This is a genomic window from Serratia myotis, from assembly GCF_027474885.1.
In the GTDB taxonomy this organism is placed as follows: Bacteria; Pseudomonadota; Gammaproteobacteria; order Enterobacterales; family Enterobacteriaceae; genus Serratia; species Serratia proteamaculans.
On the sequence record NZ_CP099707.1, the window covers coordinates 4010791 to 4033409 of the forward strand.

A 22619-nucleotide genomic window follows, 5' to 3' on the forward strand; every position below is an offset into this window, starting at 1 on the left:
TTTATATACCGTTTAGTGATTTTCAAGCATCAAACGCTATAAGGCAGGTACGGAGCGGCATGGCGGAGGGGGATATAAAACCGGAGCTGGCGTGGCCAACCCCGGTGAAGGGGTTAAAGCGACAGCAGGCGCGTCAGTGATGGCGCAAAGTAATAGCTGCCGGTCACTGCACGGCTGAAACGCAGCATCGCATCACGTTTGCCGTCCAGATCGCCAAACATGCTCAGCAGCTGTTTTTCGATGTTATGCAGGCGCGCGCAGTAGGCGATGAAATACAGCCCGTGCTTGCCGCTGGCGGTACCGTAAGGCAGGCTCTGGCGCAGGATCTTCAGGCCCTTGCCGTCTTCTTTCAGATCGACACGGCTGACATGCGAGGTATCCGGACGCTGCTCCGGCGGCAACTCTTCGCTGTCATGCTTGGTGCGGCCGATAATCTGCTCTTGCTGCTCGGGGGTGAAACGCTGCCACTGACGCAGGTTGTGTTCGTAACGCTGCACCAGCACGTAGCTGCCGCCGGCATCTTCTTCGCCTTCGGCAATCACCGCCACTTCCGGACGTTGCTCGCCCTGCGGGTTTTCAGTACCGTCGATAAAGCCGCTCAGGTCACGCTCTTCTACCCAGCGGAAACCGTGGGTTTCTTCTTCAATTTTGATGGCGTTGCCAAACGCCGCCAGTGCGGCCTGGGCCAGCGTGAAGTTAACGTCATGACGCAGGGATTGAATATGGATCAGCAGGTCGCGCTGGGTGGCCGGTGCCAGCCCCTTGCCAAGCGGGGTGAATGGCTTCAGCTCTTTGGCACCCTGACCGCTGGACAGGTCATGCCAAACGTCGTAGCCGAAGGCGATCACCGCGCCCAAATGCGCATCGGGGAACTGCTGTTGCAGCTCGGTCAAGGTCTGGCAAAACTGCTTGCAGCCCTGGCGTAAATCGGCGAATTCGCCCTGCACGGTGGCTTCCATAAAAATGGCGAAACGGCAGTGTTCCAGCAAAATGCCGCTCTGAACCTGTGTCATTGTCGTTATCCTCAATAGCAGAATCGGGTAACAGTGGCCTGTTACGAATGCGCAGCATCATACCGCAAGCAAGGGTAATTGCCTTGCCCGAACGCAAAGAAAATAAGGATATCCGTCATGATGAGGGGAGCGGAGGCGCCGCGGATTGGGCGCCCAAAAAGAAAGTTTTACTGAGGTTTGGCGTGCCAGATGATCTTGCTGACCGTCCAGCTTTTCAGCGTGTCATCCGGCGGGATGATGTCCTGCGGACCGGCCCATTTACCGCTGAAGATGTAGGTGACGTACTTGCTCTGCTCCGCCACGCACTCTACCTTGCCGGCATCATCGCCATCGGCCGGTTTACAGGCGCCAAACGCCTTGCTGTACAGGTCGCTGAACGGCGTGCCGAGTTTGCTGCCCCACTCGGTAGCGACCTTGCTGTCCATCACGTCCACACGCTGCACTTGGCCCTTGGGTTCACCGGTGATCACCAGCTTCACGTCGTTGCCGTCCATCGCCTGATAGTAAGAAACAATCTGGCCCTGACTGGTAGCCATGCCGCCGCGCAGGCGGTAATCGCCGTTCAGCCCGTCGTTAATGGCGCTTTCCGACATTGGGGTGCCGGCATTGAGTTCACCAACGCCCTTGGCACTGACCTCAAGACTGCTGCCAAACCAGTTAAGCGGTGACAGGCTCGACCAGGAGAAGTTGGACATCGTCGAACAGCCGGTCAGTAACAGCGGGAGCCCTAACAGCAGGGGGCGAATATTCATCTCTAACTCCTTAATATCAAGCGCGCTCGGCGTTTTGCTGCGTGTCAGCCTCTCATAACTGCACACGCTTCGCCATCGGTTGCGAGCTTGGAGTGCGGAAAATAGGAAAAGTGCCGCAGCCAGCGGCAATTACCCCGCCTCGTCCTGCACGGTAAAGCAGGCTTTCAGGCGCTCACTCAGCAGCAGACAGGCCAGTGCCAACGCATCAAGCAGCACCAGAACAGCCTCCAGCAGCGGCTGATTGTCGGCCTGCTGCCACAGGCTGAACAGCGAACCGCCCAGCGCCGCCAGTAGCGAGAGGCAGAGTACCCAACGCCAGGCTCGCCACAGGCGTGGCCACTGATGACGGCGCGGGGCTAACAAAAATGCCAGTGCCGCCGGCAGCCCCAATATGATGCCGAACCAAAACCTTTGAGTATCCGGATAAAACAGCTGCAGCAGCCCTTCCCCCTGCTGACGTGAGGCACCGGCCATCACGAACAGGATCCAGGTGCGGGCCTGTAAAACCAGCACGCCCCAAAACCACAGCGGCAAACGCAACGCGCCGTGATGATCGTAATCGTCGGGGGAAAAATGGGGGGAGAGTGGCTTCAACGTCGATTCCTTGCCAATTTCATTTGATTACTCCTTCAAATGGGAGCCCGATTTATGGTTTTCAATGCGCATGCTTAAGAACCCCTTAAGATTTTCATGCTTTACTTAACCCCATCAAACCAGCAGTCCTGATTGGCAGGGCTTTGATTCTCGATTGAGATAAGGAAGCTTCAAATGAAAAAATATACCCTGGCCGCATTAATCGCTCTGTGCAGCGCACCGGTTTTGGCACAGCAAGGTGGGTTCCTCGATCCTGCAGCACCGCAGACGCAAACGCAAAACACCCAGCAAGGCGGCTTCTCCGGCCCCAGCGCCGCACTCACCACCGTGGACAAGGTTAAGTCGATGAGCGATGACACCTGGGTGATGCTGCAGGGCAACATTGAGCAGCGCGTCGGTGACGACACCTATACCTTCCGCGATGCCAGCGGCACCCTGACGGTAGAGATCGACAGAAAACGCTGGAACGGCCAGACCATCACCCCGAAAGATAAAGTGCAGTTGGAAGGGAAAGTGGATAAAGACTGGAGCAGTGTCGAAGTGGATGTGAAGAACATCAAAAAACTGCCGTAACCGGTAGCAAAGGGCGGTGAAGCTTCACCGCCCAAAGTACCACTCAATATTCCTGATCTTCGATCAGTCGTTTGCCCAGGCTGGTGACGTTCTGGATTTCGTAACCGAGCTTCTCGTACATCTCGATCACCGTATCGTTATCTTCCCGCACCATCAGTTGGATTTTCGGGCAACCGCGCGCAATCAGCTTCTTTTCGAGGCGGCTAATCAACGCATTGGCGATGCCCCGCCCGCGATAATCCGGGTGTACCCCCAGATAATACGCCGAGCCGCGATGGCCGTCGTAACCGCCCATCACTGAGCCCACCACTTCTCCGCCCACTTCGGCGACCAGAAACAGATCCGGATCGTGATTCAATTTGCGCTCAATATCCATCTCAGGATCATTCCATGGACGCAGCAGATCGCAGCGCTCCCACAGGGTAATGATTTCTTCAAAGTCGTCTTGTCGAAATACGCGAATTTCCATCGATGTTCGCCGCTGTTAATTAAGATGTTTATCTGATTATCGCGTGATTATTCACTTACGCAATATCAAACTGCGATTTCCCCCCTCAATTATGTAGAAATCACCGGTAACACGAGTAATAAATGGACATAGTTATCAGGTCGATTAATGATTATCAATACGATATAACATCGCAAAATAGAATTTGTCGATGGAGCGTAGCGTTATGAAAAAGCAGGTTAAACAATTCCTCAATTTTAAGCCGCTTTCTGTTTCCCCCACGCGACGTCAATTACTGCTCTCCGGTCTGGCATTGGTGTTACTTGGCAGCAAAAGCCACACTGCCGAAGCCGAGTCTGGCGGCATGCTGCGCAATCAACATCCCAAACCGACCGCTAAACCAGCGCCTAAACCCTCCGGCAGCAAAAGGCTGGTGATGATCGATCCCGGTCATGGCGGTATCGACTCCGGCGCAGTCGGCAGTGAAGGCTCACAGGAGAAGCACGTGGTGCTGGAGATCGCCAACCACGTCCGCCGCATCCTGCACGAACAGGAACATGTCGAAGTTCGCCTGACGCGGGAAGAAGACGAGTTTATTCCCTTGTTCCAGCGGGTGGAGATTGCCCACCAGCACCAGGCCGATCTGTTTATCTCGATTCATGCCGACGGCTTTACCAGCCCGGAAGCCTCTGGCGCTTCGGTGTTCGCCCTATCCAACCGCGGCGCCAGCAGCGCCATGGCGCGCTACCTGTCGAACCGTGAGAATGCGGCTGATGACGTGGCCGGCGGCAAATACAAAAACCAGGACAACTATTTGCAACAGGTGCTGTTCGATCTGGTGCAGACTGACACCATCAACAATAGCCTGACGCTCGGCCGCCATGTGCTTGGCCAGATCCGTCCGGTGCACCACCTGCACAGCAACAGCACGGAACAGGCGGCATTCGCGGTGCTGAAATCCCCGTCGATCCCATCGGTGCTGGTCGAAACCTCGTTCATTACCAACCCGGCCGAAGAGCGCCTGCTGGGCACCACCGCATTCCGTGAAAAAATCGCCCGCGCCATTGCCGACGGGGTGATCAGCTTCTTCAGCTATTACGATACCCACCAACGAAAACCCGGCTGATACTGCCAGCCGCGATGAATAAAGGTATACTCTGCGGCTTGTTCAGTCAGACGCTGTGAATTTTCCCGTATGAGTTTATCGACCATCGCAGAAGTAAAATCCTTCCTGCTGACGCTGCAGGACCGCATCTGCAGCCAGTTGGCCCAGGCCGACGGCGGCGCCGTTTTCAACGAAGACCGCTGGACGCGTGAAGAAGGCGGCGGTGGCCGCAGCCGGGTGTTGACCGACGGTGCGGTGTTCGAACAGGCGGGCGTCAATTTTTCACACGTCTCCGGTGCCACCCTGCCCGCTTCCGCTACCGCGCATCGCCCCGAACTGGCCGGACGCAGCTTCCAGGCGATGGGCGTTTCGCTGGTGATCCATCCGCGCAGCCCCTACATTCCCACCAGCCACGCCAACGTGCGCTTTTTCATTGCGGAAAAGCCGGGTGAAGAGCCGGTGTGGTGGTTTGGCGGCGGTTTTGACCTGACGCCGTTCTATGGCTTCGAAGAAGACGCCGTTCACTGGCACCGCACCGCCGAACAGCTGTGTGCGCCCTTCGGTGAACAGGTCTATCCCAAATACAAAAAGTGGTGCGACGACTATTTCTTTATCAAGCACCGCAACGAGGCACGCGGCATCGGCGGCCTGTTCTTTGACGATCTGAACACCCCGGACTTCGCCACCTGCTTCGCGTTTACCCAGGCGGTGGGCGAAGGCTTCCTCGAGGCCTATCTGCCAATCGTAGAGAAACGCAAGGCGCTGAGCTGGGGCGATCACGAGCGCCAGTTCCAACTGTATCGCCGTGGCCGCTATGTGGAATTCAATTTGGTCTGGGATCGGGGCACGCTGTTTGGCCTGCAAACCGGTGGCCGTACCGAATCCATCCTGATGTCGATGCCGCCGCTGGTACGCTGGGAATACAACTATCAACCGGCAGAAGACAGCCCGGAAGCGGCGTTGTACCGTGATTTCCTGCCGGTGCGCGATTGGCTGAAGGAGCCAGAATGATGCAGATTTGGGTTGATGCAGACGCCTGTCCGAACGTAATCAAGGAAGTGCTGTTCCGGGCGGCAGAACGTACTGCGATGTCGGTGACACTGGTCGCGAACCAGCCACTGAGAACGCCGCCGTCAAAACACATCCACACCCTGCAGGTGCCGGCCGGCTTTGACGTGGCGGATAACGAAATCGTACGCCGCTGTGAGAAAGGCGATCTGGTGATCACCGCCGATATTCCGCTGGCAGCAGAGGTGATAGAGAAAGGGGCGGTGGCGCTAAATCCGCGCGGTGAACGCTACACCCCGGACACCATTCGTGAACGCCTGAACATGCGCGACTTTATGGACACTTTGCGCTCCAGCGGCATCCAGACCGGCGGGCCGAATACGCTGAACCAGCGCGACCGTCAGCAGTTCGCCAACGAGTTGGACAAGTGGCTGCAACAGGCCAAACGGGCGCAGTAACTGCGCCCGCATTGCGCTTAGAATCGCACCTCCCCGCCGAAGATATAGGTTCGGCCGCGGGCGGTGTTGGTCGGTGATAAATCCTGCGACTGCGACGGCATAGCGTTCATCTTGTTCAATGCATCGGAATAATCTTTGTCCATCAGGTTCTGCACGCTGAATTTCAACAGCAGATTGCGGTTGAACTGATAGGTGCTGTACAGGTCGATAACCGTTGGGATATGCGGTGCCGGTTCTTTCATCAACTGTTCATTCTCATCAACGTTGGAGTCGGGAGAAAGTCGCACCGTTTTGCCGGTATATTTCACCAGCCCGCCCAGCGTCAATTTCTCATCCAGCAAACGCACCCCCGTATCCAGCGTGAAGTACAACTCCGGTAACTCGCTAATGTCACCGGCACCGAACACATTGCTGGCCTGATTGGTCGGCTGACTGGTGTGTTCTTTGCTCAGAGAAAGTTTGGTGTAAGCAAAACCGGCATCATACATCGCCTCCACTTCCACCCCGCGTGACCTGACTGGCTCGTAAGAGTTGCTGTACATAGTCATGGCGACATTCACATCGGCGTTATCCCATTCCTCCTGACTAGTCTGGGCACGATTACATTTTTGGCGATTGCTGCACACCATGTAGCTCTGGCTGGAAATGTAATTTTTGATTTTCGATTCAAAATACACCGCCTTGAGCTGGAAACTGTCCTGTTTAAACAGCAGGTCATGCGCATTGGCGTTAAAACCCGCCTGCCAGGTTTCTGCCGTTTCCCCCTTAAGGAACGGGTTCATCGACTGCCCACCGCTGTTGGCGAAGAATACTTCCTGAATATTCGGCCCACGCATGGATTTGTTGTAGCTGACGAACGGCTGCAACCACGGCGTTACCTGCGCGGACAACATCACCGCCGGGTTAAAGCCATGCTCTTTCAAATTGATGTTACTGGCCCCCTGCGGGAAGCAGGCGACGCGCTCATCGCAGGCGGGTTTATAGCCGGAAATATCATAGGCGCTGTAGTTTAGGTCAAAGTTACCCTGCCAGATGCCGTAATTAAGCTGCAGGCCACTGTAAATACTGGCAATATTTTGTTTTCCTGCAATGCCGACCGGCGAGCTTTCCGCCTGGCCCTCGTCTGTCACCAGACCGGAGGCATGTTTCTTGTATTCGTTGCGAATCAGCTTGCCACCGTAGCTGAAGGCAAAATCAACCTCCTGCAGGCTGAAACGGCTGGTATTGTTCACATCCAGCGCGTCGGAGATATTTTTCGCTGTGCTGTCGCTAAAGCCCGCCATATTGTCGGACATAAACTTCTGCTCACCCCGGCTGGTACTGGCCGTCAGATTAAAGTCAATCAGCTCTGAAAACGGGGCGTAATGATATTTAATATAAAAGTCATTACTGTCGATATGGCGTCGGGTGATCTTATTTTGATAAGTTCTGGCTGACAGTTCAATGCTATTAAAGGCGTCAGGTTTAATATCCACTTTGAATAACTGGGATTTAGGATTCTGGCGATAGGTTTTATCGACATTAAACTCTTCACTGTCAAATCCTGAGCCGTTCTTATAATTAGAGGTGATGGAGCTGCCGCTGATAGCCGCCATGGCTCCCAAACTACCGCCGTCGCCGAATGCGTCGGTTTTCCCACCCACGGCGATCATACCGCTGCGGCCAATACCGTTATTGCCTACAGAAAATTTGGTGCGCACGCCAAAGGGGTTATCCGAAAACACCACGTCATCCACACCAATCGTGCGGAAGTTGGCGCTGCCTGCCAGCGCATTAACACCCGCGGACCCCGTCGCATTACCGCGAGCCACATCAACGCCGACGATAAAGTTGGGATCGATCAGCGCACCAAACTGACTGGTAGGCAGGCCGCCATGCGCCGCGTCGCTGGGTGAGCTGCCATAGTAGTTCTGGGTGATGCCATCAACCATGGTATTAACACGACCAAAGCCGCTCATGCCACGGATATTAACGCTGACCGAACCCTGGCCTGGGTCTATCTGGGTATAGGTACCCGGCATGCTGCGCAGGATGCTGTCTACCGACTCCAGATTCTTATTTTCCCCGCGTGAGCTGAAAGCTCCGGGCTTTTCCAGCGCTTCTTTTTCACTGCTACTGTTACTGCTCTCTGCCGCCGAAACATTCAATGGGCTGAAAACCACCTGGCCCTTTCCCTCTTCAACCCCGTTCTGCGCAGCCGTCGCCATCCCGCTCAGCGCTATTCCCGCGCCGATCAGGCTTACTATTAATTTGATTTTCATATATCCCCAGAAATTGCCAAAAAGGTTTGGTGGCCGACAATGCCCAGCAAAAAGTCCGCCGAAATCGACGGTAAATTCATTTTTTATAGTTTTAATAAACCGTCGGGTTTATTACCCGACGGTGGTAATGGTTATTTCTGTGTTTTCTGATCCATCGCCATAATAAAGCTGTATTCCAGCGCGTTACTTTCCAGCCGCGTCAGACGGCCAGATTTTCCGCCGTGGCCAGCCGTCATATCGGTCGCCAGCAGCAACAGTGAATCGCCCTGTTTAAAGCGACGCAGTTTGGCGACCCATTTGGCCGGCTCCCAATATTGCACCTGCGAGTCATACAGGCCGCTGGTGACCAGCAGGTTCGGATAGGCCTGCTTACGCACGTTGTCGTAGGGACTATAGGACTTCATCAACGAATAGGCCTGCGCTTGATTCGGGTTGCCCCACTCCTCGTATTCACCGACCGTCAGCGGAATGCCGTCGTCCAGCATGGTGGTCAGCACATCAACGAAAGGCACCTGCGCCACCACCGCGTTATACAACTGCGGTGCCTGATTGATCACCGCTCCCATCAGCAGTCCACCGGCGCTGCCGCCCATGGCGTAAATCCGCCCCGGCTGACCATACCCCTGTTGGATTAATGCCTGGGTGGCATCGATAAAGTCGTTGAAGGAGTTCGGCTTATGGATCAGTTTGCCCTGTTGGTACCAGTTCTGCCCCAACTCACCGCCACCACGCACGTGGATCAACGCATAAACGAAACCGCGATCCAGCAAACTGATGCGGTTAGCGCTAAAGGCCGGATCCATGCTCATGCCGTAAGCACCATAACCGTACACCAGCAGCGGGCTGTGCCCCGCTTTGAACATTGCTTTGTTGTAGACCAGCGAGACCGGCACCTTCACACCGTCACGCGCCTGAATCCACACCCGCTCGCTATGATACTGGCTGGGATCCACCCCCTTCACTTCCTGCTGTTTCAGCAGGGTGCGCTCGCCTTTATTGAGATCCCATTGGTAAGTCCGGGTCGGGGTGGTCATCGCCGAATAGCCGTAGCGCAACTGCGGGTTGTCCGGATCGGGGTTATAACCCAGCCAGGCCATATAGCTGGCGTCATCGAACGGAATACTACGCTGAGTTTTACCGTCCCAACTGATTTGCCGCAGTTGCACCAGCCCCTCGCCACGCTCCTTCACCACCAGCCAGTCGCGGAACAGGGTAAAGCCCTCAACCTCGTTCTTTTCCTGCGGCGCTATCAGCGTCTGCCACGGCTTGTCGACCGCCGCGGTGTGATACAAGCCAAAATGCGGGCTCTGGTGGTTGGAGCGCAGATAGAACTCACCGCGATAGTGATCCAAATAATACTCGAGGCCGTTCTTGCGCGCAGCGAACAACACCGGGGTGCTCAGCGGCTGATTAGCATCGATCAGCCGCGCCTCCGAGGTGGTATTGCCGCTGATGCTAATAATGACGTAGTCACGTGAGGAAGATCGGCCGAGGCTCAGATAAAAACCGCCGTCGTTTTCCTGATACACCAGTTTATCGTCCGTGACCGGCGTGCCGGATTGATGACGATAAACCTGATACGGCAGCAAGGTCTGCGGGTGATTGCGGATATAGAACAGCGTCTTGCCATCATTGGCCCACGCCATATCACCGGAGGTATTTTCAATCACTTCCGGAGCCCATTTTCCGCTATCGATATCCTGCAATGAGATACGGTACTGCCTGCGCCCCTGCAAATCTTCAGCGATCGCCATCTGCCGATTATCCTGGCTGATCTCCAACCCGGCCAGACGATAATAATCCTGGCCCACAGCGCGCTGATTGGCGTCCAGCAAGGTTTGCCATGGCGCATCGGCCGTCAAAGCCTGGCGTTGATACAGGGCAAAATCCTTGCCCGCCGCATAGCTTTCCTGATAGCGATAACCGTTAAGCTGATAAGGCACCGAGCGATCTTCCGGGCTCATACGGCCCAGCATTTCCTGATACAGCGTATCGCGCAGTTTTTTATACGGCTGCATCATTTGCTCGGTATAACGGTTTTCCGCCGTCAGATAATTCAGCACCTTTTTATTCTGGCGGCTGTCGTCGCGCAGCCAATAATAATCATCCACCCGGGTTTCCCCCTGAGCGGTTAACGAATGCGGGATAATCTCAGCGCTGGGTGCCAGTGGTTCCGCCCAGGCTACCTGCCCCAATAAACTCAATGAAATCGCTGCATAGGCGGCCGTACGCCAACGACGACGAACCGACAGAAATGGATGTTTCATAATCCCTCACGATGGTTTGGCATAAGCAACCCCGCCCCTGGTTTAGATAAACCAAGGCCGCTGCTCACGGAATAAATTATTGGCTGGCGTTCAATGCCGCCAGATTAAAATCAATCGGCATCGTCACCTGTACATTACCCTGCCGCAGCATCTCGCCCGGTGGTGGTGGCAGCGGTTGTGCTCGCATCACCACCGCTAACGCCTCCCGATCCAGCGAGGCAGTGCCCGACGGGGCATGCAATACCAGATCGAAAACCCGCCCCTGCGCATCCACAAAAAAAGACACCTGCGGCATACCGCTACGGCGACGACGCTGCGCATCCGGCGGATAACGTTTGATGCGGTTTAGCATTCCCTTCACCTGACTCTCCCACGACAGCTTGGCCTGCACGCGGCTTGCGGAATCGCTGTTCAGCGGCGCTGCCGTCTGCCGGGAGATATTCAGCGCTTTCGGCGCTGCGGCGCTGGACGCGGCGGCGTGCCTGGCTTCTTTCGCCTGCTCTTCCGGCTTCGGCTGAGCTTTCTGCGGTGGCCGGTGTTCGGTCCGCTTTTTCTCAGCCACGCTAATTTTGGTCTTTTCAGCCCGCGCCAACTTCGGCAAGTCCGGCTGTTCCTGCTGTTCGGCCGGTTGTGCCGCTGCGGACTCCGCCTGTTGCACGCCCAACGGCAGCGGCCTGGGGCTATCCGATGCCTCAATCTGCGCAGCCCAACTCATCATCACCGCCGGTGGTGGCAACTGCATCGGCGGCAACGACGAAGACGGCCAGTAAAACAGCAGCACCAGCGCCGCATGTGCCGCTATCGCACACAGAAAACCACGAGCCCAACGCGGCTGCGGCAGAGCGACGGCCGGGTAAGATAAAGACTGACTTAACATAGGGATATTAGACTATTTAATTACGAATGATTTTAGATCTCATTTGCTAATGATAATCATTTGTAATTTGTATTAACAGTTCTTTTCACTGTCTTAACTTAATCATTTAACCTCAGGGGTTATCGCAGGGTAACCCATAGGTAATCCGCCACCTGCTTATCGAGCTGCACACCAGGTTCAGCCAGCATCAACACGGTCGGCAACGCCGTCGGCTGCAGATCCTGCACATGCAGCGGCACCCCCACCGTCTTGGCAGCATGGTAGCCGCCGGCAATCAGCAGCGTCGGCGTCGGGGCCGCCAGCAAACGTTCAGCCATGCGCCGGTCGTGTTGCTGCTGGATCGCCAACATCGCATGCAGCTGCTGAGGTTCAATCTTCCCACCGTGCGAAGTACGGATAGTTTCTTCCAGTGCCTTCTGCACCGTCGGACGCACCGACAGTTGGCCCTGTGGGAAAGACGGCTGCTGATAAAACGCCATGATCTCATCGCGATCCAGGTTGGCCGACCACAGCGGGTACGGTGCGCGCATCGCCACCATCGTCAGCTCGCCATACAGCGACCATTTCCAGCCTGGCTGCCAGTCGATCAACTCCGCCACACGGCTGTCGCGTACCGCCGGGCTGCCCTGCAGCCAGTGCTTCACCTGATCTACCTTGGCCTGCTGATTCGGGTTAATCATCTCCATCAGCACGCTGCCCTGCGGCCGTTGCTGCGGCAGGTTTTGCACCAGCCACAGTTCAATCTGGTGGTGATACGGGTTGTCATGTTTTTCCCCAACGATAACCCGTGGCTGAGCGGCCAAACGGGTCAGCAGTTGGTCAGGCGTCAGGGTTTCCCCCGTATGCAAGTCGGTTATTTTCCCCAGCTTGTCGAGGGTATTTTTTGGTGAGGAAACCGGGGCCTGACTACAGGCGCCGAGCGCCAGCACGGTCAATAAAATCAGAAATCTCATGATGCTGCCCTGTCTTAAAAAGTGGCGACATTATAGATAATAATTATCATTTGCATATAGGTCGCACCCGATCCTGAGACGTCGATAACTATTTTTTTACTTTATGGTTTTCGCTCACACATTGATTTCATGAAGTATTGCGGGTATAACCAATAGCCACTTAGCAGCCCAGACGTCTATACGGACAAGAAATTATGCACTCAGCCGTTCCCACCGAAGGACAGTTCAAACGCACCATGAAAGCCCGGCATCTGGTGATGCTGTCGCTAGGCGGTGTGATTGGCACCGGACTGTTCTTCAACACCGGTTATATCATTTCCACCACCGGCGCTCTCGGCACCCTGCTGGCCTACTTGATCGGCGCGCTGGTGGTCTATCTGGTGATGCTGTGTCTGGGGGAACTGTCGGTGGCGATGCCGGAAACCGGTGCCTTCCACGTCTATGCTTCACGTTATCTTGGTCCGGCCACCGGTTACACCGTCGCCTGGCTATACTGGCTGACCTGGACGGTTGCATTGGGCTCCAGCCTGACCGCCGCCGGTTTCTGCATGCAGTATTGGTTCCCGCAATCACCGGTGTGGCTGTGGTGTTTGATCTTCTGCGCAGCTATTTTCCTGCTCAACGTGGTCACCACCCGCTTCTTTGCTGAAAGCGAATTCTGGTTCTCGCTGATCAAGGTGATCACTATTCTGGCGTTTATCATTCTCGGCGGTGCGGCGATGTTCGGCCTGCTGCCGATGAAAGACGGCACCCCGGCGCCCTTCCTGCATAACCTGACCGCTTCCGGCTGGCTGCCGAACGGTACTTTGCCGATCCTGATGACCATGGTGGCGGTGAACTTCGCCTTCTCCGGTACTGAGTTGATCGGCATTGCCGCCGGCGAAACCGAGAACCCGGAAAAGGTGGTGCCCTGGGCGATACGTACCACGGTGATCCGCTTGATGCTGTTCTTTATCGGCACGGTGTTTATTTTGGCGGCGCTGATCCCGATGGATCAGGCCGGGATTGTCAAAAGCCCCTTTGTACTGGTGTTTGAACGCATCGGCGTACCCTATGCCGCCGACATCTTTAATTTCGTGATCCTGACCGCCATTTTGTCGGCGGCTAACTCGGGCCTGTACGCTTCGGGCCGCATGCTGTGGTCGCTGGCCAACCAGCGTACTCTGCCGGCCTATTTCTCCCGCGTGAATAAACGCGGCATTCCGATTAATGCGCTGACCTTCAGCATGCTCGGCGGCGTACTGGCACTGCTGACCAGCGTGATCGCCCCGGACACGGTGTTCGTGGCGCTGTCGGCGATTTCCGGCTTTGCGGTGGTGGTGGTCTGGTTAAGCATCTGTGCCTCGCACTTCGCTTTCCGCCGTCATTATGTCCGCAGCGGCCAGCCGATCTCCGGCCTGAAATACCGCGCGCCGGGGTATCCGCTCACACCGATTGTCGGTTTCGCCCTGTGCCTGTTGGCCTGTGTCGGGCTGGCGTTCGATCCCGAGCAGCGCATCGCGCTTTACTGTGGCCTGCCGTTTGTCGCCCTGTGCTACATCGCCTATTATCTGACCCGCCGTGCCGGGCAAAAAACCTCACTGGGAGAGAATCATGTCGGTCAATAACCCCGTAGCCCCCCTCTTGGCCGCTAACGGCACGCTGATTTTAGACGGCGCGCTGGCTACCGAACTGGAAGCGCGCGGCTGTGACCTCAGCGACCCGCTGTGGTCGGCAAAAGTGCTGATTGAAAACCCTGAGCTGATTTATCAGGTGCATCTCGATTATTTCGAAGCGGGGGCACAGTGCGCCATCACCGCCAGCTATCAGGCCACGCCGCAAGGCTTTTTACGCCGGGGTCTGGATCAAGCGCAGTCACTGGCGCTGATTGCCAAAAGCGTGCAACTGGCGCAGCAGGCGCGCAGTGATTACCTGATGCAGCATCCGCAAGCTGCCCCCTTGTTGATTGCCGGCTCGGTGGGGCCGTATGGCGCTTATCTGGCCGATGGGTCTGAATATCGCGGCGATTACTCACTGCCGCAGGAAGAGATGATCGCCTTCCACCGCCCGCGTATCCAGGCGTTAGCCGAAGCCGGGGTGGATTTACTGGCTTGCGAAACCCTGCCGTCCTTCAGCGAACTGCAGGCGTTGCTGACGTTGTTACAAGAATTCCCGACGCTGGGCGCCTGGTTCGCTTTCACCTTGCGCGACAGCCAACACCTCAGCGACGGGACACCGCTGACTGAGGTCATGGCGTTGTTACACGCCAATCCACAGGTGCTGGCCATCGGCATTAACTGCATTGCACTGGAAAATGTAACCCCGGCACTGCAACAGTTTGCCGCCCTGGCTGACAAACCGCTGCTGGTCTATCCGAACTCCGGTGAACACTACGACGCGGTGAGCAAAACCTGGCATGCCTGCGGCGGCGCACACGGCAGCCTGATTGATCAAATTGGCGAGTGGCAAGGCATCGGTGCGCGACTGATTGGTGGCTGCTGCCGTACTACGCCGCAGGATATCCGTCAGATCGCGGCCAGCTGCAAGGCATAAAAAAACCCCCTGCGCCGAGGGCGTCAGGGGGCGGTTTATCGCTAAAGGCTTACAGCGGTGTGGTCTGCGCTTCTACCACGGCCAGCGCCACCATGTTGACGATACGGCGTACCGAGGCGATTGGCGTCAGGATGTGTACCGGTTTCGATACCCCCATCAGCACCGGCCCTACGGTGACCCCTTCGGAAGAGGAGACGCGCAGCAGGTTGTAGCTGATGCGCGCCGCTTCCATATTCGGCATGATCAACACGTTGGCCGCCCCTTTCAGCGGGCTGTCCGGCATCAGATCATTACGAATGCTCTCTACCAGCGCGGCATCGCCGTGCATCTCACCGTCAATTTCCAGTTCCGGCGCCATCTTGTTCACCAGCTCCAGCGTTTTGCGCATTTTGCAGGCCGCCGGGTTATCGGAGGAACCAAAGCTGGAATGGGACAGCAGCGCCACTTTCGGCTCAATACCGAAGCGGCGTACGGTTTCCGCCGCCATCAGGGTGATTTCTGCCAGTTGTTCCGGGGTAGGATCGTCATTGACATAGGTGTCGGCAATAAAGGTGTTACCGCTTGGCAGCAGCAGCGCATTCATCGCCCCGGCGACGTGTGCCCCCTCGCGGAAGCCAAACACTTTCTCAACCACGTCGTAATGTTCGTGGTAACTGCCGATGGTGCCGCAAATCATCGCATCCGCTTCACCGCGATGCAGCATGATGGCGGCAATCAGCGTCGGGTTACCAATCACCGCACGGCGCGCCTGCTCTTGCGATACACCGCGGCGTTTCATGATCTGGTAATACTCACCCCAGTATTCGTTGAAACGCGGATCGGACTCGTTGTTCACCACTTCAAAGTCTTTACCTGCCGTCAGTTGCAGGCCGAGTTTTTTCAGGCGCATTTCAATCACGCTCGGACGACCGACCAGGATTGGATAGGCCAGCCCCTGCGACACCAGTTCCTGAGTCGCATGCAGTACCCTTTCCTCTTCGCCTTCCGCCATCACCACGCGCTTCATTTCTTTCTTCGCCTGGGAGAAAATCGGCTTCATGAACAGGTTGGTTTTGTAGACGAACTCGGACAGTTTTTCGACGTAGGCGTCAAAGTCTTCGATCGGACGCGTCGCCACGCCGGACTCCATCGCCGCCTTGGCGACCGCCGGAGCAATTTTAACAATCAGACGCGGGTCGAAAGGTTTTGGAATGATGTATTCAGGGCCAAATGACAGGTCCTGGTCGCCATAGGCCGAAGCCACTACGTCGCTCTGCTCAGCCAATGCCAGATCGGCAATCGCATGCACACAGGCCAGCTTCATTTCTTCGTTGATGGTGGTTGCGCCCACGTCCAGCGCGCCACGGAAGATGAACGGGAAGCACAATACGTTGTTCACCTGGTTCGGGTAGTCGGAACGGCCGGTACAGATAATGGCGTCCGGACGCACGGCTTTCGCCAGCGGCGGCAAGATCTCCGGTTCCGGGTTGGCCAGCGCCATGATCAGCGGGTCCTTGGCCATGGTTTTCACCATATCCTGGGTCAATACGCCCGGGCCGGAACAACCGAGGAAGATATCGGCATCGGGGATCGCGTCCCCCAGCGTCCGCTGGCCGTTATCTTCAATGGCGTAGGCCGCCTTGGTCTGCTCCATGTTGGCGTCGCGACCTTTGTAGATCACCCCTTTGGAATCGCAGACGGTAATGTTCTGCTGACGCAACCCCAGCGCCACCAGCAGGTTTAAACAGGCGATCGACGCGGCACCGGCACCGGAAACCACCAGCCGCACGTCGGAAATATTCTTTTTCACTACCCGCAGGCCGTTCAGCACTGCGGCGGTGGTGATAATGGCGGTGCCGTGCTGATCGTCATGAAACACCGGGATCTTCATGCGTTCACGCAGTTTCTGCTCGATGTAGAAACACTCTGGCGCTTTGATGTCTTCCAGGTTGATGCCACCGAAGGTGGGCTCCAGAGAGGCAATGATGTCGATCAGCTTGTCAGGGTTTAGCTCATCCACTTCGATATCAAACACGTCGATACCGGAAAATTTCTTGAACAGGACGCCTTTCCCTTCCATTACCGGCTTACCGGCCAAGGCGCCGATATTGCCCAGCCCGAGCACTGCCGTGCCGTTGGAAATCACCGCCACCAGGTTGCCACGCGCGGTGTACTTGTAGGCCGCCAGCGGATCGGCAGCAATTTCCAGACAAGGGGCTGCGACGCCCGGCGAGTAGGCCAGCGCCAGATCGCGTTGCGTTGCCAGCGGTTTGGTTGGAGATACCTGGATCTTCCCTGGGACCGGATACTGGTGAAAATCAAGCGCACTCTGTTTGAGCTGTTCGTCCATTATGGGTTCCTATGCTTTTTGCTTTTATGTTGAGGTAAGACTTGTAAACCTTTAAGGCTAGACCAGTATAGTGAGAGAAACGTCACAAACTTTGAACCGGGCCATAACCTTGATCGAAATAGTTTTTTAAAAGTAAAAAAAGAAGTACCACAGGACGGAAAAGAAAAACACTGCCGTCAGTGCGACGCTAGTGAGTTTGATAACAAAGTTGTTTTTTAGCTCGAGATACCCGGGCCTAGCGCACCGAGGGGCGCTCCGGCAGCCAAGGCTGCTACGACCCCTTCGGCACGCTCTCCCTAATATCGGACATTATCAGTAGCCTGAGTGCCGTCAGTGCGACGGCAGTTGGGCACGCCAGGCGTTGAGCGTTGCCACCCGGCCGGCGCAAATTTGTAACGAGGTTTGTAGTGCCAGGGTGTAACTCAGCGCGTCGCCCCAGGTACTGCCCAATAACTGCGGCTGCTGGCACGGGGTAAACACCGATTCAGGGGGCAACAGCACCACCGGCACTGCTGCCTGCGGCGGTTGGGCGCAGGAGCTCAATAACAGCATCAGGCATAGGCTGCCCAGCGCAGGCGTCATTTTTGATCGCTTCACGGTATTTCCTCTGATAAACGTCGCTTTGCTGGCGCAACTGCTGCTCCTGCTGCTGTTGGGCCGCCATCAGCGCCCGGTTCTGTGCATCCTGAATTTGCAACGTGGCAATCAACCCTGCCTGCTGCGCCAGGGTCTTTTGCTGTTCACCCGCCTGCTGCTGCACCAATTCCAGCCGGTGCGACAACAGCGAGCTATAGCCGCCAAGGCAGATGGCTGCCAACAACAACAACAGCCATCCCCCCTGCACCAGCCGGCTCAACAAGCCGCTCATGCCGGATAATCCCTGAAGGAAAGCTGGAAGTGCGGCCCGTCCTTCAGCGTTTTCCATTCCCCGCCCCACTCAACGCTGACGGCACATTCGCGTGCCGCACGGCGCACTGCTACGGCGATTTGCGCGTAATAATCCCATTCCCAGGACACCACGCCCGCCGGCATCGCCACCACATCCACCGCATGGCCGGTCAAATGACGGCTTTTCAGCGTCTGGCTTTGACCACCGCGCACCAGATCACGCTGACGAGCCATGGTGCGCAGCCCCTCGGTGATGGAGAACGGCACCAGCGAGTAATGCAGCGCCAGCCTTATCACCCGCACCAAATCCGGATGAACGCCGATTAAATTCGCCTCGCTGCGGGCGGTAAACTGAATGTCCTCAATTTCATTTATCATTTTTAAACCCCGTCTTTTTTCCAATGATTTTTTTAATTAATGCGCTGATATAATCGGCCCCAAGGAAACCAATCAGCACGCTGGCAAGGTTCGCCCATTTTAATTCCAGCCCGGTCAGCGCCAACGCATCGCGTACCGTCCAGGCCAATAATGCACACATGCCTGCATTTAATAGCCGGCGCCGCATACCTACGTTGCGGTAGGCGCCATGTAATAGCGCCATGATGCCCGCCAAAATGGCATTCATCACCGGCTGGAGATATTCACATGCTCGCTGGATAATTAAGCCAACAGCGTCTGGCTCTAAGCTGGACATAGCTACACTCCTATTTTATTTTAATAAACTGCCCATCACGGCCGGTGGGATATCGGTACCATCAGAATCTAGTTAAGGATGCTATAACAAAGCAAATGAATAAATATAGCCTCTAAGGTCAAATTGATTCATGCTCAGCCACAGCACAACAAGCCCAGGTAAATAACAGGAACCATTGATAAAAAATTCATCTTTACTGTGATTTATTTCGACTTCTCTTTATCAGAAAAATAAACATTAATAGCGGCGAGAGAATGGCTCTCAATAACAAAAAACCTCAACCCTGGAGAAATACCATGTCCGAACGTAAAGCCGTTATTGGTTATTATTTCATTCCAACCAACCAAATTAATAACTATACCGAGTCTGATACTTCAATCGTGCCCTTCCCGGTATCAAACATCACACCGGCCAAGGCCAAACAGCTGACCCACATTAATTTCTCGTTCCTCGACATTAACAGCAATCTGGAATGCGCCTGGGATCCAGCCACTAACGACGCCAAGGCGCGCGACGTGGTCAGCCGGTTAACCGCGCTGAAAGCGCACAACCCCAACCTGCGCATTATGTTCTCCATCGGCGGCTGGTATTACTCCAACGATCTGGGGGTTTCCCATGCCAACTATGTCAATGCAGTGAAAACCCCGGCGGCGCGGACCAAATTCGCACAATCCTGTGTTCGCATCATGAAAGACTACGGTTTTGACGGCGTAGACATTGACTGGGAATACCCACAGAGCAGCGAAGTAGATGGCTTTGTCGCCGCGCTACAGGAAATCCGCACCCTGCTGAACCAGCAGACTCAGGCCGACGGCCGCCAGGCACTGCCTTATCAGTTGACCATTGCCGGCGCCGGTGGCGCGTTCTTCCTGTCGCGTTACTACAGCAAGCTGCCGCAGATCGTCGCCTCGCTCGATTACATCAACCTGATGACCTACGATCTGGCCGGCCCATGGGAAAAGATCACCAACCATCAGGCCGGGCTGTTCGGCGACAGCGCCGGGCCAACCTTCTACAACGCGCTGCGTGAAGCCAACCTGGGCTGGAGCTGGGAAGAACTGACCCGCGCCTTCCCCAGCCCATTCAGCCTGACGGTGGACGCCGCAGTACAACAGCACCTGATGCTGGAAGGCGTGCCGAGCCACAAAATTGTCATGGGTGTGCCGTTCTATGGCCGTGCGTTCAAGGGCGTCAGCGGCAGCAACGGCGGCCAGTACAGCAGCCACAGCACACCGGGCGAAGATCCGTTCCCGGGCACCGACTATTGGTTGGTGGGCTGTGAAGAGTGTGTCCGCGACAAGGATCCGCGCATTGCCTCCTACCGCCAACTGGAACAGATGCTTTTGGGCAACTACGGCTATCAGCGCCTGTGGAACGACAAGACCAAAACGCCGTACCTGTATCACGCGGCCAATGGCCTGTTCGTCACCTATGACGACGTCGAAAGCTTCAAATACAAGGCGAAGTACATCAAGCAGCAGCAGTTGGGCGGCGTGATGTTCTGGCACCTGGGCCAGGATAACCGTAACGGGGATCTGCTGGCGTCGCTGGACCGCTATTTCAACGCGACTGACTACGATGACAGCCAACTGGATATGGGCACCGGCCTGCGTTATACCGGCGTTGGCCCGGGTAATTTGCCGATCATGAGCGCCCCGGCCTACGTTGCCGGTACCACCTATAACCAGGGGGCGTTGGTGTCATATCTGGGCTATGTCTGGCAGACCAAGTGGGGCTACATCACGTCGGCGCCCGGCTCCGACACCGCCTGGCTGAAAGTGGGCCGCGTGGCGTAACAGCAGGTTATCCGATAAAAAAACCCCGGGGCCGATGGCAACGGGGTTTTTACTGCATTAAACATTTAATTTTCGCATCCCTTCGTGGCTACTCCCTCAGTTGTTACACCAAGGGTAACCCCCGTCACGTATCACTTCACGCCCCATCAGGCTAAATACGTCGCTTTTGCGCGTCAGCCGCTCATGCCACCAGGTAAACCCGGCCCCCTTGCTGGCCGGATGCCAGGCCAGCCAAATCATTTCGTCACCTTTTTGCATATCAACCGGCACCGTCACCAGTTCACCGCTCGCCAGCTCTTTTTCTATCAGTGCCGGTGGCAGGAAACCGTGGCCAATGCCGCGCTTCAACAACGCCAGCTTACTTTCGACGTCGCACACCACCAGTTGGCGCTGCAACGGCATGGTGCCGTGGTTACGCTTGGGCAGCTCGTGGCTGCTGTCGGCAATCACCACCACGATATCGTTTAACCGCTGGTTTTTATCCACCGGCTTTTTCTGCGCCGCAAAGGGATGCGAAGGTGAAACGCACAGCACAAAATTCAGCTTGCCGAGCATCAGAGTCTTGGCCTGTACGCTGTCCGGGATCTGGCCGATGGCGATAATCAAATCGGCTCGGTTGTTCTTCAGGGCATCCCAGGTGCCATTCAGCGCTTCACGCTGTACGGAAATGTTGGCATTCGGACTGTGCCCAATATAGTCGCGGATATCCTGGGTGATAGTTTCCAACGGAAAGAAATTATCGACGACGATGCGGATATTATTATCGAGTTTCGGGATGTTTCTTACCCTACTCTCCAGATCCTGCACCGCATTTAAAATCCAGCCGCCCTCTTGCAACAGGAACTCCCCTTCATCTGTCAGGGTAATCATCGGGCCATTACGGTGAAAAAGTTTCACGCAGAGTTTACTTTCAATATTGGAAACCCGATAAGAGATTGCCGACGGGGTTTTATGCAATGCCTCCGCCGCCATTGAGAAAGAGCCGGTACTTTTGATGGTGCTGATTATTTTAATCGCATCCAGGGATAATCTAGTCATACAAATTCCTCTTTGAAATAAAATAAGAAAAAATTGACACTAAATTCCCAAGTGGTTGGCGCGTAAAAGTCGTTCAAGTCACACAAGAGTAAGTCAAACCACAAGCAATATACTCCATATCGGAGAACGTCATCTGAAAGACTATTCATCAATCCTTTAAATAAAATTCATCATGACGCCGATTTTTTAGACAGCAGCGTTTAAATAAATTCAACCAGAAAACAAAAGACAATCATCATAATAATTTTAGTTAATAGCCTATAAAACATTCCATCCTGACGAGCGAGACTAAGAGTAAAAATAAAACAAGCCGCCAAGAATGATGTTTTTAATTTCGTTAATAACCTCTCATTTCACCGGTGAAATAAACCCAACTTACAAAACAACTTCAGTCAGGAGTGACTTATGAACACGACTTCCCGTACCCTTATGTCCCTTGGTCTTTTGAGTGCTGCACTGTTCGGCGTCTCACAACAGGCTGCCGCCCACGGCTATGTCGAAACACCGGCCAGCCGCTCCTACCAGTGCAAACTGCAGCTCAATACCCAGTGCGGCAGCGTGCAATACGAACCGCAAAGCGTTGAAGGGCTGAAAGGCTTCCCGCAGGCCGGTCCAGCGGATGGGCATATCGCCAGCGCCGACAAAACCACCTTCTTCGAGCTGGATCAGCAAACGCCGACCCGCTGGAACAAGATCAACCTGCACACCGGGCCTAATTCCTTCACCTGGACATTGACGGCTCGTCACAGCACCACCAGCTGGCGTTATTTCATTACCAAGCCAAACTGGGATGCTTCACAACCGCTGACCCGTGCGTCGTTTGACCTCACACCGTTCTGCCAACAGAACGACGGCGGTGCAATCCCTGCCGCACAGGTCACCCACCAGTGCAACATACCGGCAGACCGTAGCGGTTCGCACGTGATCCTTGCCGTGTGGGATGTAGCAGACACGGCCAATGCCTTCTATCAGGCGATTGACGTTAATTTGACTAAATAATAAGGAGGGGGAATACCACAGGGTTCAGCCGGGT

Annotated in this window: 22 protein-coding genes; 8 read left to right on the top strand and 14 right to left on the bottom strand. The window is 55.5% G+C overall.

Annotated elements, in window-relative coordinates:
• Window positions 1–113: 113 nt before the first annotated feature.
• From NHG65_RS18975 to NHG65_RS18985, 3 genes are all read right to left on the bottom strand, one after another.
• On the bottom strand, window positions 114–1013 hold the full coding sequence (locus NHG65_RS18975) for a Dyp-type peroxidase (protein ID WP_099063634.1): 900 nt from the start codon (window positions 1011–1013) through the stop codon (window positions 114–116).
• A gap of 167 nt (window positions 1014–1180) precedes the next feature.
• Entirely contained in the window at window positions 1181–1765 is a 585-nt protein-coding gene (locus tag NHG65_RS18980; protein WP_099063633.1) for an RpoE-regulated lipoprotein, read from the bottom strand.
• Between the two features lie 129 nt (window positions 1766–1894).
• The gene (locus NHG65_RS18985) at window positions 1895–2359 is read right to left on the bottom strand and encodes a DUF2919 domain-containing protein (RefSeq protein ID WP_261416858.1); all 465 of its coding nucleotides are present in this window, start codon (window positions 2357–2359) and stop codon (window positions 1895–1897) included.
• A 174-nt stretch (window positions 2360–2533) separates the two neighbouring features.
• Between NHG65_RS18985 and NHG65_RS18990 the strand changes: the two genes are divergently transcribed.
• Window positions 2534–2932 carry a YgiW/YdeI family stress tolerance OB fold protein gene (locus tag NHG65_RS18990; protein ID WP_012146173.1) on the top strand — a complete coding sequence of 133 codons (399 nt, stop codon included), beginning with the start codon at window positions 2534–2536 and terminating at the stop codon, window positions 2930–2932.
• Between the two features lie 43 nt (window positions 2933–2975).
• Here NHG65_RS18990 and NHG65_RS18995 read toward each other — a convergent pair whose 3' ends face one another.
• Window positions 2976–3401: a GNAT family acetyltransferase gene (locus NHG65_RS18995; RefSeq protein ID WP_129936646.1), complete on the bottom strand. Its 426-nt coding sequence runs from the start codon at window positions 3399–3401 to the stop codon at window positions 2976–2978.
• A 205-nt stretch (window positions 3402–3606) separates the two neighbouring features.
• On the opposite strand from NHG65_RS18995, the gene amiA reads away from it, so the two are divergent.
• The 3 genes from amiA (at window position 3607) to NHG65_RS19010 (ending at window position 5951) form a co-directional block, all read left to right on the top strand.
• Window positions 3607–4506, top strand: coding sequence for an N-acetylmuramoyl-L-alanine amidase AmiA (gene amiA / locus NHG65_RS19000; protein ID WP_085118040.1), 900 nt, complete (start codon window positions 3607–3609; stop codon window positions 4504–4506).
• A 69-nt stretch (window positions 4507–4575) separates the two neighbouring features.
• On the top strand, window positions 4576–5496 hold the full coding sequence (gene hemF, locus NHG65_RS19005) for an oxygen-dependent coproporphyrinogen oxidase (RefSeq protein ID WP_099063630.1): 921 nt from the start codon (window positions 4576–4578) through the stop codon (window positions 5494–5496).
• A complete protein-coding gene (locus NHG65_RS19010; RefSeq protein ID WP_099063701.1) occupies window positions 5496–5951 on the top strand; it encodes a YaiI/YqxD family protein in 456 nt (151 codons plus the stop codon). The genes hemF and NHG65_RS19010 overlap by 1 nt, the downstream gene beginning before the upstream one ends.
• Window positions 5952–5968: 17 nt before the next feature.
• On the opposite strand, the gene NHG65_RS19015 is transcribed toward NHG65_RS19010, so the two are convergent.
• From NHG65_RS19015 to NHG65_RS19030, 4 genes are all read right to left on the bottom strand, one after another.
• Window positions 5969–8212 carry a TonB-dependent receptor domain-containing protein gene (locus tag NHG65_RS19015; RefSeq protein WP_099063629.1) on the bottom strand — a complete coding sequence of 748 codons (2244 nt, stop codon included), beginning with the start codon at window positions 8210–8212 and terminating at the stop codon, window positions 5969–5971.
• A gap of 131 nt (window positions 8213–8343) precedes the next feature.
• Complete coding sequence (locus NHG65_RS19020) at window positions 8344–10479, bottom strand: S9 family peptidase (RefSeq protein ID WP_207978953.1); 2136 nt, start codon at window positions 10477–10479, stop codon at window positions 8344–8346.
• A gap of 76 nt (window positions 10480–10555) precedes the next feature.
• A complete protein-coding gene (locus NHG65_RS19025; protein ID WP_099063628.1) occupies window positions 10556–11356 on the bottom strand; it encodes a TonB family protein in 801 nt (266 codons plus the stop codon).
• Window positions 11357–11475: 119 nt separating this feature from the next.
• Window positions 11476–12309, bottom strand: coding sequence for a ChaN family lipoprotein (locus tag NHG65_RS19030; protein WP_499182545.1), 834 nt, complete (start codon window positions 12307–12309; stop codon window positions 11476–11478).
• Between the two features lie 194 nt (window positions 12310–12503).
• Here NHG65_RS19030 and mmuP point away from each other — a divergent pair, with 194 nt between their 5' ends.
• Together mmuP and mmuM are read left to right on the top strand one after the other, a co-directional pair.
• On the top strand, window positions 12504–13916 hold the full coding sequence (gene mmuP / locus NHG65_RS19035) for an S-methylmethionine permease (protein WP_099063626.1): 1413 nt from the start codon (window positions 12504–12506) through the stop codon (window positions 13914–13916).
• Window positions 13903–14841: a homocysteine S-methyltransferase gene (mmuM, locus tag NHG65_RS19040; protein WP_207978957.1), complete on the top strand. Its 939-nt coding sequence runs from the start codon at window positions 13903–13905 to the stop codon at window positions 14839–14841. The genes mmuP and mmuM overlap by 14 nt, the downstream gene beginning before the upstream one ends.
• A 49-nt stretch (window positions 14842–14890) precedes the next feature.
• On the opposite strand, the gene maeB is transcribed toward mmuM, so the two are convergent.
• The 5 genes from maeB to NHG65_RS19065 form a co-directional block, all read right to left on the bottom strand.
• Window positions 14891–17170 (bottom strand): NADP-dependent oxaloacetate-decarboxylating malate dehydrogenase, encoded by a 2280-nt coding sequence (maeB, locus tag NHG65_RS19045; protein ID WP_085118056.1) that lies wholly within the window; start codon window positions 17168–17170, stop codon window positions 14891–14893.
• A gap of 330 nt (window positions 17171–17500) precedes the next feature.
• The gene (lysC, locus tag NHG65_RS19050; RefSeq protein WP_165367294.1) at window positions 17501–17665 is read right to left on the bottom strand and encodes an Rz1-like lysis system protein LysC; all 165 of its coding nucleotides are present in this window, start codon (window positions 17663–17665) and stop codon (window positions 17501–17503) included.
• Window positions 17655–18038, bottom strand: a complete 384-nt coding sequence (locus tag NHG65_RS19055; RefSeq protein WP_099063624.1) for a DUF2570 family protein — start codon at window positions 18036–18038, stop codon at window positions 17655–17657. The genes lysC and NHG65_RS19055 overlap by 11 nt, the downstream gene beginning before the upstream one ends.
• Window positions 18035–18415 (bottom strand): L-Ala D-Glu endopeptidase ChiX, encoded by a 381-nt coding sequence (gene chiX, locus NHG65_RS19060; protein WP_461531901.1) that lies wholly within the window; start codon window positions 18413–18415, stop codon window positions 18035–18037. The genes NHG65_RS19055 and chiX overlap by 4 nt, the downstream gene beginning before the upstream one ends.
• Window positions 18416–18425: 10 nt before the next feature.
• On the bottom strand, window positions 18426–18752 hold the full coding sequence (locus tag NHG65_RS19065; protein WP_099063622.1) for a phage holin, lambda family: 327 nt from the start codon (window positions 18750–18752) through the stop codon (window positions 18426–18428).
• Window positions 18753–19048: 296 nt separating this feature from the next.
• Here NHG65_RS19065 and chiB point away from each other — a divergent pair, with 296 nt between their 5' ends.
• On the top strand, window positions 19049–20548 hold the full coding sequence (gene chiB / locus NHG65_RS19070; protein WP_499182546.1) for a chitinase ChiB: 1500 nt from the start codon (window positions 19049–19051) through the stop codon (window positions 20546–20548).
• 96 nt (window positions 20549–20644) lie between these two features.
• Here chiB and NHG65_RS19075 read toward each other — a convergent pair whose 3' ends face one another.
• Window positions 20645–21586 carry a LysR family transcriptional regulator gene (locus tag NHG65_RS19075; RefSeq protein WP_099063620.1) on the bottom strand — a complete coding sequence of 314 codons (942 nt, stop codon included), beginning with the start codon at window positions 21584–21586 and terminating at the stop codon, window positions 20645–20647.
• Window positions 21587–21991: 405 nt separating this feature from the next.
• On the opposite strand from NHG65_RS19075, the gene cbp21 reads away from it, so the two are divergent.
• Window positions 21992–22585 (top strand): chitin-binding protein/chitosanase CBP21, encoded by a 594-nt coding sequence (gene cbp21 / locus NHG65_RS19080; protein ID WP_499182547.1) that lies wholly within the window; start codon window positions 21992–21994, stop codon window positions 22583–22585.
• Window positions 22586–22619 lie beyond the last annotated feature (34 nt).